Origin of the sequence: Streptococcus infantis, assembly GCF_047460825.1 — a bacterium.
GTDB lineage: Bacteria > Bacillota > Bacilli > Lactobacillales > Streptococcaceae > Streptococcus > Streptococcus infantis_V.
In genome coordinates this window covers 35,239-50,462 of the sequence record NZ_JASHFO010000001.1, presented here as the reverse complement: position 1 = coordinate 50,462, position 15,224 = coordinate 35,239, and the positions used below count along the sequence as shown (strand labels likewise).

Below are 15,224 nucleotides of genomic sequence, written 5' to 3'. Positions count from 1 at the left end.
TCTAGTGCAGGGAGTTTTTAGTTCGCCTAATAGCGACTAAAAGAAACGACCTGCCTTTCTATTCGTCGCCTCACAGGGCGACATTAAATAAGATACAAAGGACGAATAGAAAGCGATTGGATTTTAGGAAACCAAGGAAGGATTGACAATCCGAGTTGGGTTCTCTAAATTCCGAGCTTTCCGTCCGTGTTCAGTTACATAAATTCTCCGACGATTTCACACTCGTCATTAATTTGTTTGTTTAAAGGCTTCCATCATCTCGATGAACTCGTCAAATAGATAACTTGCATCGTGCGGACCTGGTGCAGCATCTGGGTGGAATTGCACAGAGAAACCTGGTTGGTATCTGTGACGTACACCTTCAACTGACTTGTCATTGATTTCTTCATGAGTAATCATCAAATGGTCTGGAAAATCTTCACGACTTACTGCATATCCATGGTTTTGACTCGTGAAGTCCACGCGCCCTGTTGCAATTTCACGTACAGCGTGGTTAAATCCACGGTGACCAAATTTCATCTTATAGGTCTTGGCACCATTTGCCATCGCAAAGAGCTGGTGCCCCATACAAATACCAAAGATTGGAATCTTGCCAAGAATACCACGAATCATATCAAGTGCTTCTGGTACATCTTCTGGATTTCCCGGTCCATTTGACAACATAACTCCGTCTGGATTCAAGTGAAGGATTTCCTCTGCTGTTGTAGTATAAGGAACGACCGTTACATTACAATCTCTCTTAGACAACTCTCTTAAGATTGAATGCTTGAGACCAAAGTCTACAAGTACCACACTTAAACCTACTCCTGGAGCTGGGTAAGCAGTTTTTGTAGAAACCTGTTTGATATTATCTATTGGTAAAACAGTTGCTTGAAGCTGATCTGTGATGTGGTCGATACTATCTCCCACATGTGTCAGAGTCGCTCTCATAGTTCCATGTTTGCGAATGATTTTTGTCAAAGCACGTGTATCAATACCTGAAATACCAGGGATTTTCTTAGATTTCAAAAATTCATCCAGCGTCATCTGGTTGCGCCAGTTGCTGGCTCTTCGAGCTTCTTCAAATACCACTACACCTTTACAGGTTGGACTGATAGACTCGTAGTCATCACGGTTAATTCCATAATTTCCAACCAAGGGATAGGTAAAAGTTAGAATTTGCCCATTATAAGACTGATCCGTAATGGATTCTTGATAACCGGTCATCCCAGTATTAAAGACGATTTCACCAGTTACATCAATATCAGCCCCAAAGGCTTTTCCTTCAAAAATTGTTCCATCTTCTAAAACTAGAAGTCGTTTAGTCATAAATTCACCTCTCGTGGATGCTCTCAGGCATCTTTTAACGTTGTGTGTCTTATTTTGCGTTTCTGTAAGTCAATACAGATTCTAAAATTGCCATTCTGACAAAGACACCATTGGTCATTTGTTGAACAATACGTGATTTTGGTGCTTCGACCAAGTGATCAGCAATTTCAACATCGCGATTTACAGGAGCAGGATGCATCAGAATAGCTTTATCTTTCAAGCGATCATAGCGTTCTTGAGTCAAACCATGCTGAGCATGATAACCCTCTTTTGAAAAGACTGTTCCACTTTCATGACGCTCATGTTGAACACGGAGAAACATCATCACATCAACTTGGTCAATGATTTCATCAATGCTTACAAACTGTCCATAGTCTGCAAACTCTTGACTTCTCCATTCCTCAGGTCCAGCAAAGTAGAGTTCTGCTCCTAAGCGTTTTAAGATTTGCATATTGGATTTAGCCACACGCGAATGGTCAAGGTCACCAGCAATGGCTACCTTGAGTCCTTCGAAGTGTCCAAATTCTTCATAAATGGTCATCAAATCAAGCAAGCTTTGGCTTGGGTGTTGACCCGAACCATCCCCACCATTGATAATCGAAGTCGTAATCGTCGGACTATCGATCAACTCTCTGTAGTAATCTACCTCTGGGTGTCGGATGACACAGGCATCTACTCCCAAGGCTGACAAGGTTAAAATTGTATCGTAGAGTGTTTCACCCTTGTTGACTGAACTTGTTTTTACATCGAAGTCCAGTAGCTGAAGGCCCAGTTTAATCTCTGCTACTTCAAAAGATTTGTGGGTACGAGTCGAACTCTCAAAGAAGAGATTAGAGACGATGTGTTGGTCCTCATAAGACGCTTTTGCTCCATTTTTAAACTCAATTCCTCGTTTAATCAATTTCATAACCTGATCCACAGTGAGATCTTCCATGGATACCACATGTTTCAATGCTTGTTGATTTTCTGACATAGCTAACTCCTTTGGCTATCTAAGCTTCTTCGGTAATAAGAACACGATCTTGTCCATCTAGTTCAGTCATCTCTACGATGATTTCTTCTGAACGACTGGTTGGGATATTTTTCCCTACATAGTCTGGACGAATCGGTAATTCTCTATGTCCACGGTCAACTAAAACAGCTAAACTCACACGAGAAGGACGGCCATGGGTAACAATGTTATCAATAGCTGCTCGGATGGTCCGACCTGTGTAAAGCACATCGTCCACCAAGATTACCTCACGTTCTGTCATATCAACAGAGATTATAGAAGTATCTTCACCGCTTTTGACATCGTCGCGGAAAGGTTTGGTATCTAATTCTACAACGGGGACAGAGATATTTTCTAATTGTTCCAAACGCTCTTGGATACGGTGAGCAATGAAGACACCTCGTGTTTTTATCCCAGCCAATACAATCTTGTTTAAATCTTTATTTCGCTCGATAATCTCGTAGGTAATCCGAGTAATCGCTCGCTTGACGGTCAATTCGTCTACAACTTCTTTTGTCTTCATGACAAACCTCCAAAAAGAAAAGTCTCCTTTTTCAAGGAGACTTGAGAATGTATAACTAAGCGAGCCTTACTGTAAACAGTATAGACTTACCCTTCTACTTAATCGAGCTCCTTGCCTGCCTCACGGGACAGGATTAAAGGAATATTTGATTGCTACTACTATATCACAAAGTAGTAATCGATGCAAGAAAAAACACAAGAAATCAATTTTATAATGAACTAAAATCGTATAACTGTGGATAGTGATCGCATTCTGGATTTTTCGGATGACAAATAGCACGACCAAAGTAAATCATAGCCTGATGAGCTGCTAGCCATTCTTCTGGTGGCAAGACATCCATAACACGTTTTTCGACCTCAAGGGGTGTAGCTGATTTTTTAACAATATCGTGGTGTTTACAGATTCGCTCTACGTGAGTATCAACTGCAAAGGCCGGAATACCGAATCCCACGCTCAAAACTACGTTAGCTGTTTTACGACCAACTCCCGCTAAACTCTCTAATTCTTCCCTAGTCTGAGGGACTTGACCGTCAAAATCATCCAGTAGTTGCTGAGCACACCTCTTAAGGAACTTAGCTTTATTTCGATAAAGCCCAAGACGAGAAATATACGAGGCAATCTCACTCTCACTTGCATCTGCCATGGTTTGTGGGGTTGGAAAAGCTGCAAAAAGGCCATGAGTAGCCTTGTTGACTGCCGCATCTGTCGTCTGAGCAGACAGCATAACAGCAACCAGAAGTTCAAAATGATTGTGAAAATCTAGACTTGGTTTTGCATCTGGAAAAAGAGCAATGATTTCCTCAATGACATGACGGGCACGTTTCTTGGATAAAACCATCTATTCGTCTCCGTCAAACAGTCCTTGTAAACCTGCAAATGGACTATTTTCTTCTTTCTTGACTGCTTGTTGAGCTTGATATTCTTCCTCTGTCATGATTTGCCAGTCATTTCCAGAAACAAATCCCTGACCAGCTTCTTCCTCAGCTGTTAAGACCTTGATTGGAATATTGAGCAAGATATTATCTGAAACACTTTCAGACAAGTCGATTTCCCCATTTTCAATCGGTAAAACCAAGTCATCATCTAGAACTTCTTGGTCCAGTTGATTGGTAGCACCTTCCATAAAGACTTCTGTCACTGGATAAGACTCTTTCAATTCTACCGGTTCCATGCTGCGGCTAGAAGCTAAAACGATTGTATATGACAACTGATAATCTAGGAAAAACATAAGGTCTTCGTACTGAACTTTCCCTATAGCAACAATATCTTTTACATCTATAATTTCTTGATTACGGGCACGCAAGTCAGCTGCTAAGTCTAAAGTTTGCTCAAAGTGCAAACCTTCAGGCTGCTTACGAATTTCTTGAATATTTAATTTCATACTTCCTCCATAAAGATTTACTATCTTGATTATACCATGAAAAAAGTTCAAACAAGGTATCTAAACATTTTAAATATTTTTCACTATTTTTTGATATATTTACTATGATATTTTTTGTTTTTGGTGCTATACTATAGACATCAATACATGAGCAAAGGAGGACGCTCATATGGAAGACAAAGAACTAATCTTAGAAGCTTATCAACTCATTTCCGAGTTAAATAACGCTTACCAAACTTGCAAACAAGGATTGCCTGATGATCTGCGCTTGCAGCAAAATATTGACGAGCTACTCAAACAACTTAAAAAGACAGAGAAACTAGATAACTCTATCTTAGTTGAACTTGAGAAATTTTACCAACATACCAGTCTCTTGATTGGACTTGGCACCCTTAAACTCAATGAAGAAGCTCGCACAGCTTGGCGAAACTATGACAAATTCCACTACGATCACGTCAAACACGTTTTGACTCTCTATGGACCTGTTTTTGGTTTCTAGAAAGATTTAAATTTCTCATTTCTTTTGACAAAGTGTTCCAAAAGGTATAAAATAAACATAGTAATTTTCGGAGGTAAGGGAGACATGAACAACTAAGTCTATCAAATAAAGAACCTTTATTTAGTAGATCTTGTTTCTGTCTCTTTTTGTGCGCTCTTTTTTCTGCTACTTTTTCAGCCCTTTTAAGAGAGGATTTTTTGACATAGACGATTGGCTCTACTAGGTAAAGTAGAGCTTTTGTTATGCAATATAGACATTCTAGAAAGGGCATTAATATGATAAAAATTAACCATCTAACTATCACTCAAAACAAAGATTTACGAGACCTTATTTCCGATTTAAATATTACTATCCAAGACGGAGAAAAGGTCGCTATTATCGGCGAAGAAGGAAATGGAAAATCAACCTTACTTAAAACTTTAATGGGAGAAAGATTAGAGGATTTCACTATTAGGGGCGACATTCAATCTGACCTTCAGTCTCTGGCTCACATTCCCCAACATCTCCCTGAAAAATTGAAGAAAAAATCTCTACAGGACTACTTCTTTTTAGAGTCTGCTGATTTGGACTACAGTATTCTCTATCGTTTAGCTGAGGAATTGCACTTTGATAGCAGTCGTTTTGCTAGTGACCAAGAGATTGGTAGCCTCTCGGGAGGTGAAGCTTTGAAAATTCAGCTTATCCATGAATTAGCCAAACCCTTTGAGATTCTATTTTTAGATGAACCTTCAAATGACCTGGACCTTGAGACAGTTGATTGGCTAAAAAGTAAGATTCAGAAGATCAGGCAGACCGTTATTTTCATTTCTCATGATGAAGACTTCCTCTCTCAAACTGCAGACACCATTATCCACTTGCGACTAGTCAAGCATCGAAAGGAAGCTGAAACCCTAGTCGAGCACTTAGACTATGATCGCTATAGTGCCCAAAGGAAGGCTAGTTTTGTCAGACAAAGCCAGCAAGCTGACAACGACCAACGATCCTATGATAAAGCCATAGAAAAGCATCGCCGAGTCAAGCAAAAGGTAGAAACTGCACTTCGAGCTACCAAAGACAGTACTGCCGGACGACTACTGGCTAAAAAGATGAAAAATGTTCTTTCTCAAGAAAAACGCTACGAAAAAGCAGCTCAGTCCATGACCCAAAAGCCACTTGAAGAGGAAGAAATCCAACTTTTCTTTTCAGATATAGAGCCATTAGCAGCTTCTAAAGTCTTACTTCGACTGGAAAAGGAGACTTTATCCATTGGCCAACGAATTTTGTCTCAAAAACTCCAACTAACTGTTTGGGGGCAAGATAAAATCGGCATCATCGGTCCCAATGGAGTTGGCAAATCTACTCTGTTAGCCAAGTTGCAACAACTACTAAGTAGCAAAAGTGAGATTTCACTTGGATTTATGCCACAAAATTACCAAGAAACATTGCAATTGGATCTATCTCCAGTAGAATTTCTCAGCCAAACTGGACATAAAGAGGAATTACAGAAAATCCAATCCTTTCTAGCTAGTCTCAATTTCAGTTATCCAGAAATGCAACACCAAATCCGCTCCCTATCCGGCGGTCAACAAGGCAAACTCCTTCTTTTGAATTTAGTTCTGCGGAAACCAAACTTTCTCTTTCTGGATGAACCCACACGAAATTTTTCTCCAACTTCACAACCTGAAATCAGAAAACTCTTTGCCAATTATCCTGGTGGTCTGGTCACTGTTTCACATGATCGACGTTTCTTAAAAGAAGTCTGTAGAAGTATCTATCGTTTAAGCGAAAATGGGTTAGAAGTCATTGATTTACAAGATTTATAACTGTAGAAAATAGTAAACATCCAGAGGAAAATCTCTGGATGTTTTTACATATGTTTCAGACGCTCAATCCGTTCTGAGATTGGCGGATGGGTATAGAAGAGTTTTTGCAAGCCACCTCGTTTTTGAGGATCATTGATATAGAGAGCACTGCTAGCATCATCCACATGACGACTCATAGGCTGACTATGGTCCAGCTTACGAAGGGCATTGATCATCCCTTGAGGATTACGAGTCAACTCTACACTTGAAGCATCTGCTAAAAATTCTCGTTGACGAGAGATGGCTAGTTGCACTAAGGTTGCTGCGAGAGGCGCCAGCACAAGAGCTAGTAGAGAAACCACGAGCATAACGATTTCTAAGCCATTTCCATCTCGGTCATCGTCACTTCGTCTGCGACCTGCCCCACCCCACCACATCATACGTCCAGCCATACTTGATAAAAGTGTAATAGCACTGGCAAGGGCAACCGCGATCGTAGAAATCCGTATATCATAGTTACGAATGTGACTGACTTCATGACCAATAACCGCCTCTAACTCTTCACGATTCATAATCGCAAGGAGTCCTGAAGTTGCTGCTACCGCTGCATTTTGGGGATTTGAACCCGTAGCAAAGGCATTTAAGCTGGCATCATCGATGATGAAGACACGTGGCATAGGGATTTGCGCCACCATAGCCATATCTTCCACAACATGATAGAGGGTTGGTGCAGTCTGCTCATTCACCTCACGCGCACCATTCATACTCATGACTATCTCTGTTGATTGAAAAATCATGGACAAGGCATAGATAAAGCCGATAATCAGAGCGATAACTAAGCCACTAAGACCAGATCGCATAAAGAGATAACCAACTGCATATCCAACCAAAGCCAAAAGTAAAAAGAATACTAGTAGTAAAATCCAAGTTCTTCGCTTATTACTCGCGATTTGATCATACAACATCCTAGTCACCTAAACCACTAAAATCAACCTTTGGTACTGCCTTTTCTTCTTCAGGTGTTTGAAGGAAATCAGCCACTTTAAAACCAAAGAGTCCAGCAACTAGGTTGCTTGGGAATGTTTCTAATTTAACATTATAGTTGCTAACAACACTATTGTAGAGTTGGCGAGAGTAAGAAATTTTATTTTCAGTATTGGTCAACTCCTCTTGCAATTGTGCAAAGTTGCCACTTGCTTTTAGGTCTGGATAATTTTCTGCAACAGCAAAAATTCCTGATACTTGGCGTGAAAGAGCATCACTAGCCTTCATAGCTTCTGCTGGTGAAGTTGCTGCTGCTACTTGATTACGAAGTTCTGCAACTCTTTCAAGTGTTGAACCTTCATACTTTGCATATCCCTTTACAGTCTCAATCAAGTTTGGCAAGAGATCGTTACGACGTTTCAACTGAACATCAATCTGACTCCATGCCTCCTTAGTTTGCATGCGATTTTTAACCAATCCATTATAGGTAATAATCACAAAGATACCAATAAGAGCAAGAACTCCAAGAATAATCCAATTCATCTGATATCTCCTTTCTGTTTTTAGATTAGTACCAGTATATCAAATTTCTATCTTTTTGTGGTAAAATAAGATGATACTAAAGAAGGAAACTACTATGAAACCAGAAACATTTTATCAACTACTAGCTGAACAAAATATCAATCTTTCTGACCAGCAAAAAGTTCAATTTGAGCGTTATTTTGAACTCTTGGTCGAATGGAATGAAAAAATCAACCTAACTGCTATTACAGAAAAAGAAGAAGTCTATCTCAAACACTTCTATGATTCCATCGCTCCTATTTTACAGGGATTGATTGAAAACCAGCCCATTAAACTCTTAGACATTGGTGCTGGAGCAGGTTTTCCTAGCCTTCCTATGAAGATTCTCTATCCTCAACTAGATGTGACCATTATTGATTCCCTCAATAAACGAATCAACTTTCTGAATCTATTAACCCAAGAACTAGGGTTAGAAAATGTCCACTTCTATCACGGACGTGCAGAAGACTTCGCCCAAGATAAGAACTTCCGTGCCCAGTTTGATATCGTTACGGCTCGTGCTGTTGCCCGTATGCAGGTCTTGTCCGAGTTGACTATCCCCTACTTAAAAGTCGGTGGAAAATTGCTAGCACTGAAGGCTAGCAATGCCCCAGAGGAATTAACTGAGGCTAAAAATGCCCTTAACCTTCTCTTTAGTAAGGTTGAAGAAAATCTCAGTTACACACTTCCTAACGGAGACCCTCGCTACATTACTATTGTCGAGAAGAAAAAAGAAACTCCAAATAAATACCCAAGAAAGGCTGGCATGCCTAACAAACGTCCGCTTTAGAAAGATTAAAAATCTGCAAACTCATACCTCACTCTCTCATTTCAAGGCTCAGGAAAAAATGATTTACAAAATCATACCTCGCTCTCTCATTTCAAGGCTCGGGAAAAAATGATTTACAAAATCATGCCTCGCTCTCTCATTTCAAGGCTCGGGAAAAAATGATATACAAAATCATACCTCGCTTTCTCGTTTCAAGGCTCGGGAAAAAATGATTTACAAAATCATGCCTCGCTCTCTCATTTCAAGGCTCGGGAAAAAATGATTTACAAAATCATTTTTTTCTGCTATACTATCCTAAGCAAAGGTTTTTAATGTCATCCCGTGAGGTGACGAAGGCGCAGATCTATATAAAACTCTTTAAAACTTGATAAAGGAGTCTTGTTTTAGAGAGGTCTTACTCTGGGAGCCTATTGCTATAAAATAATGGGCTCTTTTTTGATGCCCAAAAGTGAGGTTAATATGAAACAGGAATCAACTGTTGATTTGCTTTTAGACGTTGACCAACGTCCTTCAGCTGGAAAGGGAATTCTTCTTAGCTTCCAGCACGTATTCGCCATGTTTGGTGCAACCATCTTGGTACCTTTGATCTTGGGAATGCCTGTATCGGTTGCCCTTTTTGCTTCAGGTGTAGGAACACTCATTTACATGATCTCTACTGGCTTTAAAGTTCCAGTTTATCTGGGTTCTTCTTTTGCCTTTATCACAGCTATGTCACTTGCCATGAAAGAAATGGGTGGTGATGTATCTGCTGCTCAGACAGGGGTTATCCTGACTGGTCTTGTTTATGTCCTTGTTGCTGCAAGTATTCGCTTTGCAGGTACAAAATGGATCGACAAACTCTTACCTCCAATCATTATCGGTCCTATGATCATTGTTATCGGTCTTGGACTAGCTAGTTCAGCTGTAACCAATGCTGGCCTTGTAGCTGATGGAAACTGGAAAAACGCTCTTGTAGCCGTTGTTACTTTCTTGATTGCTGCCTTTATCAATACAAAAGGAAAAGGCTTCCTACGAATTATCCCATTCCTATTTGCCATTATCGGTGGTTACCTCTTTGCCCTAGCACTTGGATTGGTTGACTTCACTCCTGTTCTTGAAGCTAACTGGTTTGAAATCCCTGGTTTCTACCTACCATTCAATACAGGTGGTGCCTTCAAACAATACGACCTTTACTTCGGTCCTGAAACAATTGCCATCTTACCAATTGCAATCGTAACCATTTCTGAACATATCGGAGACCATACCGTTTTAGGTCAAATCTGTGGACGCCAATTTTTGAAAGAACCTGGTCTACACCGTACTCTTCTTGGTGATGGTATCGCAACATCTGTTTCTGCCTTCCTCGGTGGACCAGCCAATACAACTTACGGTGAAAATACAGGGGTTATCGGAATGACTCGTATCGCTTCTGTCTCAGTTATCCGTAACGCTGCCTTTATCGCAATTGCCCTTAGCTTCCTTGGTAAATTCACTGCCTTGATTTCAACAATTCCAAACGCTGTACTTGGTGGTATGTCTATCCTTCTTTACGGGGTTATCGCAAGTAACGGTTTGAAAGTCTTGATCAAAGAACGTGTTGACTTCGGTCAGATGCGTAATCTTATCATCGCTAGTGCTATGTTGGTGCTTGGACTTGGTGGTGCTATCCTTAAACTTGGACCAGTTACCCTTTCAGGTACTGCCCTATCAGCTATGACAGGTATCATCCTAAACTTGATCTTGCCATACGAAAACAAAGACTAATCCATATAGAATCAACAAGAGGTCGGGACCAAAATCCCGACCTCTATTTTTATTCACAAGAAGACTTTGATACAGTGACTCATTGGACTGTTGTCAAAAAGTTTGATTTCTTAATTTTCCCAAGCAATCAGAAGATACAAGAGACTTGAACCAAACATATCTGCTAGAGCATGCATGAGAAAAAATGGCAGTAAATTCTTGACTACATACTTGTACAAGAAATAATAAAAGAGACCATAAACAAGCCCAATCACCAAGGCCCAAAGCAATCCTTGATAGGTATGGAAAGAAATCCGTATAATTACCGAGTAGACTAGAGCTAACCACTTATGCTTTTCTTTTACTGAAGTCAGTAAGCCTAAGAAGAAAAATTCTTCATAAAAACCATTTAATAAAGCATAGCAAATCGCCATCGGCGTTAAAGCCATGAATTTTCGAATGATTTCCATAGGGTCTATAAAAAGGAAGCAGTTAGGGGTTGAAGTAGTTATACTCACCACTAAGGGTTGTAATGATATCACCAAAGATACCAACTACAGCAAAGATAAGGGGAATCCAAATTAAAACAGACCAGCTCCAACGTATAGGAAGCTGTTTAAAATCATAATTTCGAATCACAAGATAAAGGAAGGTAATCCCTAACATCATCAATTGAAAATTGAAATTACTAGAATAAGCTGCCCCATCACTTGCTAGATTTGTCGTAGTTTCTGCGACGCTAGCAAGAATTGAGGGCGATAAACTCTCCATAAATTGTTGAGTAGAACGAATGATAAACTCTCCAAACATTAAAACAGTGATGATGAGGATATCGAACCATTTTAAGTATCTTAAAGATTTTGATGGATGAATACTTTGTAGCAAATTCATATTTCCTCCTTATCTTTAAATGTATGGATTGATTATAAACATCCATTCTTATACTCTTCGAAAATCAAATTCAAACCACGTCAACGTCGCCTTGCCGTACTCAAGTACAGCCTGCGGCTAGTTTCCTAGTTTGCTCTTTGATTTTCATTGAGTATTAAAGTTATATGAACCACCTTGCTGGAAGATTAAAAAACAGCCTTCCAAAAAGACTGTTCATGTAAATTAAACTGAATAATGTTTCTTTTCAAGCATTAAATCCTTCAAAGAAATGATAGTCACGGCTAGTAAAATCATTGCCATACCAAGAAAATCTACAGGATAAAAGATATCCCCCATAATCATGAAGGCAAAAAATACTGCCGAGATAGGCTCAATCGAAGCCAAAAGGCTAGACTTGACTGGTCCTATCATACTGGCTCCCTTGAGGAAGGCTGTATAGGCAAAGACCGTTCCAATCAGAATGATGCCAGCAAAAGCTAGAAAGATATCAAAAGATATGGGAATACTGGTCCCAATAAGGCCTGTAAAAGGTACTGCTAGAAAACCTGAGATGGTCATTCCAACACCAATAACCAATATGCTCCCCCATTTTTGAATCAATTTTATAGGTAAAATGATATAAAGAGCATAGGTTAGGGCCGAGAACAAACCCCAAAATAGACCAGCTGGAGTCATCGAGAGTTGATCCAATTGCCCATGGGTTGCAATGAGAAAGGTCCCACCTATAGCTAAAAACATAGAGATGATTTCTGAAAGCGTTGGAGGCACCTTATCCTTGATACAAGTGTAAGCAAGGATTCCAACTGGACAGACATACTGGAGGACTGTCGCTGTCCCAGCATTAGTCTCCTGAATAGCTGATAGATAAGCTAATTGATTTAGAAAAAGACCAAATAAAGAAAATAACAAGAGAGAAAACAGACTTGATTTATCCTTCAGAAAGGCCATAAATTTATCCCTCGATTTAGTATAGGCCAGAAGAAGCAAGAGTAATCCAGCAATTATCAAACGGATATTGGTCAGGACAAGAGCAGAAATCCCATGAGCCATCAAGTACTGACCACTGGTGCCAGACAAGCCCCAGGCAATACCTGCAATCACTGTAAAAAGAGTTCCTTTTAAAGCTTTTGACATACTTCCCCCTAGTCTCTATCTCGAATCAAGTCCATGACCTGATTACGATCTAATATCCACTGAGCACGCTCATCTTTTTCATAGGTTCGGTTAGATAGAAAAATTGCCGCCTCTTGCTTCTTACGATTCCACATGATAAAGGTCCCAGTATAGCCTGTATGGTCCAGCCAGTCACCTTCAAGATTCCAGGCCAATGAGCGTTCTTTATCACTCAAATCTGAAAAATTTTGACTTAAGGATGTGGCAAAATCATCCTGCAAATAATGCTCAAGGAAGATTTTTAAATCATGAACTGTTGAAAACAAACCTGCACTACCTGCATGTTTCCCAAGCAAACGAGCTTTGGGATCATGGACCACTCCTGCTTTCTGTCCACGGACCGTTGGAACAGCACTGCTAACTGGGCCAAACTGTGTTTCTTTCATCTTCCACGGATCCAAAACTTGCTCCTGTAAAATCTGGTCTAAATCTTTCTTGAAGTAACTTTCCAAGAGAAAACCCAGCAAGAGAAAGTGCACATCCGAGTAAAGAAAGGCTCTCTTCTCACGTCGATTCAAATGAAACATAGCTTTTCTTAGCTGGTCAGCTGAAAGCTGATCCCTATTTGGGATAAAAGGATCTAAATCCGTCGCATGCGTTAAGAGTTGTCGAATAGTAATGTCTGGGTAATCTACCTCTGGAAGATAGTCTCTTATGGAGTTATCTAGCTCAATCTTACCTTCCTTCCACAAGAAGATTAAGACAGTTCCTACTCCAACAACCTTACTCACACTGGCCAAATCATAGACCAAACCCTTACGAGTCAGCTCGCCAATTTCTGGATTTGCTTCTCCTAGATACCAATCAGACCAAGCGCCATCCTGATAATATGCAAAAGAGGCACCAGGATAAATCCCTGCCTCAATTTGTTGCTTTATTTTTTGAATGATTTCTTGTTTCATACTTCTTCAAACCACAATTCGATGTTGTTGGTATCCTTACTTAGGAAAAACTTCTCAGATTTTGGAATAAAGTAACCAGCTTCTTCGAAACGCTGACGCAATACAGCAAGATCCAGATTCTCTACTTGAAATTTCAACATGGACAAGTCCCAAGTTACATTATTTTCAAGTAGCAAATCACTACCTTGAGCTTGATTAAAAGCTAGTCGGTTTTCGATTTCTTCTTTTTCAAGCAGACTAGCTGTCTTTTCTGGCAAGTTAATTTCCACAGAGATTTCAAAGGCTGTCAAATATCTCAGTTTCTCATCTTTTGAAAAAGTGACTTCTTCCTCAACTTTATTCAAATCTTTGATATCATCTTCCGCATGGATAAGGACACAATCTCCTTCCGGAGAAAGAACCTCAAAAGCATAGCCCTTGTTTCCTTTGTAGAGGCGAGGATGTTTTTCCATTCTAGCTAGTAAGGCTTCAATTTCAGATGCATTTTCTACCTTTACAAGTAGTCTAGCTAATTTTTTTATCCCTTCAACTTTACGGCTTCTCATACTTGGTGATTCTTCTAAAACTAACTTTTCAATGCCTGACTGGTCTCCAAGTGATAGAAATGCAGACTCTTCAAGCAAGGGTTTCATCCCCAAAGTCTCAAAATAAAATGATTCATTTAAATTTCTATTATTTACCTTTAGCGTCGGGATCATACGCTTTATTTGATTTACAATCATAAATTCCTCCAACACTTTTTATTTTAAAGGATTTTATCTTTTTTTACAAGTTATTCAATAAAAAACTTTAACTATATTAACTCCTTAAATAAATCAACCCCTTCTGCTAGTAGAAGGGGGACTGGTTTGTTTTTACTAAAATACCTTATTTAGTCTTTCCAAACTAGTTCTGCTTGGAGACCATAATGATCGCTCACCTGTGGACTGTTTTTACCATCAAAGACGACGTGAAGGTTTTCTACCTGAATATCCTTTGTCGTAAAGACATAATCAATTCGAAGTGGTTCGCTGTTCCCCTTCCAACCATCAATTTCAGGCGGAACGGTAAAGCTTCCACTTCTTTCTTTTGCAACTTCATATGCATCTTGTAAGACTAGTGGACTAGCTAGAATGGCTTGATAACCTTCCTGACCAGCAGGATTATTGAAATCACCTGCTAGTAAGAGTGACTTGTTCAATTCTTTCAGAACCGCTTCAAAGCGCGCCCATTCCTCTTGGAAGCCTTTATCCCACCAAGAGAGATGGACACTGGCAACTGCAAGCTCTTTGCCTTCAACTACTGTTTCTGCTAAAGCAACTCGACGAGTGTGATAGTCTGTTGGATCATCTACATCTGATACCAAGATCTCACGCGCTTCAATTGGTGTTTTAGATAGGATTGCAACACCTTCATGGTAACGATCATAACCGATATGGTTGTAGGCCCAAGTCCAATAATAATTTTGACCTTGCTCAGCCAACTTCTCTACCAAAAGTCGCACATAGTGGTCTTGATGAATCGGCTCAGCCGATGGTAATGGCTGATAAAGTGGGCCTGTTTCTACTTGCGCTGAAGTAATTTCTTGGTTGATTTCCTGAAAACAAATCAAATCATAACTGTTTTCAAGGATATCTTGAAGTAAAAGTTGAAACTTTTGTTCAGGATTTTTTTCCATCCAACTATGGGTATTGAGTGTTAAAAACTTCATGCTTTTCTCCTATAAACAAGAGGTTGGA

General features: G+C 39.8%; 15 protein-coding genes and 1 pseudogene. 4 read left to right on the top strand and 12 right to left on the bottom strand.

Annotation, left to right across the window (positions count from 1 at the left end; genetic code table 11):
* Positions 1 to 228: 228 nt before the first annotated feature.
* The 5 genes from QM911_RS00265 to QM911_RS00245 all read right to left on the bottom strand — a co-directional run bounded on the left by QM911_RS00265 (position 229) and on the right by QM911_RS00245 (position 4,203).
* Complete coding sequence (locus tag QM911_RS00265) at positions 229 to 1,308, bottom strand: carbamoyl phosphate synthase small subunit (protein ID WP_045763806.1); 1,080 nt, start codon at positions 1,306 to 1,308, stop codon at positions 229 to 231.
* A gap of 49 nt (positions 1,309 to 1,357) precedes the next feature.
* Positions 1,358 to 2,281: an aspartate carbamoyltransferase catalytic subunit gene (locus QM911_RS00260; protein WP_049509066.1), complete on the bottom strand. Its 924-nt coding sequence runs from the start codon at positions 2,279 to 2,281 to the stop codon at positions 1,358 to 1,360.
* A gap of 19 nt (positions 2,282 to 2,300) precedes the next feature.
* Positions 2,301 to 2,822 carry a bifunctional pyr operon transcriptional regulator/uracil phosphoribosyltransferase PyrR gene (gene pyrR, locus QM911_RS00255; RefSeq protein ID WP_414312732.1) on the bottom strand — a complete coding sequence of 174 codons (522 nt, stop codon included), beginning with the start codon at positions 2,820 to 2,822 and terminating at the stop codon, positions 2,301 to 2,303.
* 208 nt (positions 2,823 to 3,030) lie between these two features.
* On the bottom strand, positions 3,031 to 3,660 hold the full coding sequence (nth, locus tag QM911_RS00250) for an endonuclease III (protein ID WP_414312731.1): 630 nt from the start codon (positions 3,658 to 3,660) through the stop codon (positions 3,031 to 3,033).
* Positions 3,661 to 4,203 carry a YceD family protein gene (locus QM911_RS00245; protein WP_414312730.1) on the bottom strand — a complete coding sequence of 181 codons (543 nt, stop codon included), beginning with the start codon at positions 4,201 to 4,203 and terminating at the stop codon, positions 3,661 to 3,663. It abuts the gene before it with no gap.
* A gap of 169 nt (positions 4,204 to 4,372) precedes the next feature.
* On the opposite strand from QM911_RS00245, the gene QM911_RS00240 reads away from it, so the two are divergent.
* Entirely contained in the window at positions 4,373 to 4,702 is a 330-nt protein-coding gene (locus tag QM911_RS00240) for a helicase BlpT (RefSeq protein WP_320692213.1), read from the top strand.
* A gap of 242 nt (positions 4,703 to 4,944) precedes the next feature.
* Positions 4,945 to 6,504 carry an ATP-binding cassette domain-containing protein gene (locus tag QM911_RS00235; protein ID WP_414312729.1) on the top strand — a complete coding sequence of 520 codons (1,560 nt, stop codon included), beginning with the start codon at positions 4,945 to 4,947 and terminating at the stop codon, positions 6,502 to 6,504.
* Positions 6,505 to 6,548: 44 nt separating this feature from the next.
* Here the strand turns inward: QM911_RS00235 and htpX are convergent, their stop codons facing one another.
* Positions 6,549 to 7,448, bottom strand: coding sequence for a zinc metalloprotease HtpX (gene htpX / locus QM911_RS00230; RefSeq protein ID WP_320692215.1), 900 nt, complete (start codon positions 7,446 to 7,448; stop codon positions 6,549 to 6,551).
* Between the two features lies 1 nt (position 7,449).
* Positions 7,450 to 8,010 (bottom strand): LemA family protein, encoded by a 561-nt coding sequence (locus tag QM911_RS00225; RefSeq protein WP_320692216.1) that lies wholly within the window; start codon positions 8,008 to 8,010, stop codon positions 7,450 to 7,452.
* Between the two features lie 94 nt (positions 8,011 to 8,104).
* On the opposite strand from QM911_RS00225, the gene rsmG reads away from it, so the two are divergent.
* Together rsmG and QM911_RS00215 are read left to right on the top strand one after the other, a co-directional pair.
* Entirely contained in the window at positions 8,105 to 8,818 is a 714-nt protein-coding gene (gene rsmG / locus QM911_RS00220; protein ID WP_320692217.1) for a 16S rRNA (guanine(527)-N(7))-methyltransferase RsmG, read from the top strand.
* 459 nt (positions 8,819 to 9,277) lie between these two features.
* Complete coding sequence (locus QM911_RS00215; protein ID WP_414312728.1) at positions 9,278 to 10,561, top strand: uracil-xanthine permease family protein; 1,284 nt, start codon at positions 9,278 to 9,280, stop codon at positions 10,559 to 10,561.
* Between the two features lie 110 nt (positions 10,562 to 10,671).
* Here QM911_RS00215 and QM911_RS00210 read toward each other — a convergent pair.
* From QM911_RS00210 to QM911_RS00190, 5 genes and pseudogenes are all read right to left on the bottom strand, one after another.
* Positions 10,672 to 11,431: pseudogene (locus QM911_RS00210) on the bottom strand (CPBP family intramembrane glutamic endopeptidase).
* Between the two features lie 222 nt (positions 11,432 to 11,653).
* The gene (locus QM911_RS00205) at positions 11,654 to 12,565 is read right to left on the bottom strand and encodes a DMT family transporter (protein ID WP_414312727.1); all 912 of its coding nucleotides are present in this window, start codon (positions 12,563 to 12,565) and stop codon (positions 11,654 to 11,656) included.
* 8 nt (positions 12,566 to 12,573) lie between these two features.
* Positions 12,574 to 13,506 carry a serine hydrolase domain-containing protein gene (locus QM911_RS00200; RefSeq protein WP_075227199.1) on the bottom strand — a complete coding sequence of 311 codons (933 nt, stop codon included), beginning with the start codon at positions 13,504 to 13,506 and terminating at the stop codon, positions 12,574 to 12,576.
* On the bottom strand, positions 13,503 to 14,228 hold the full coding sequence (locus QM911_RS00195) for a CppA N-terminal domain-containing protein (RefSeq protein ID WP_075227198.1): 726 nt from the start codon (positions 14,226 to 14,228) through the stop codon (positions 13,503 to 13,505). The genes QM911_RS00200 and QM911_RS00195 overlap by 4 nt, the downstream gene beginning before the upstream one ends.
* Positions 14,229 to 14,377: 149 nt before the next feature.
* The gene (locus tag QM911_RS00190; RefSeq protein WP_075227197.1) at positions 14,378 to 15,196 is read right to left on the bottom strand and encodes an endonuclease/exonuclease/phosphatase family protein; all 819 of its coding nucleotides are present in this window, start codon (positions 15,194 to 15,196) and stop codon (positions 14,378 to 14,380) included.
* Positions 15,197 to 15,224: the final 28 nt, after the last annotated feature.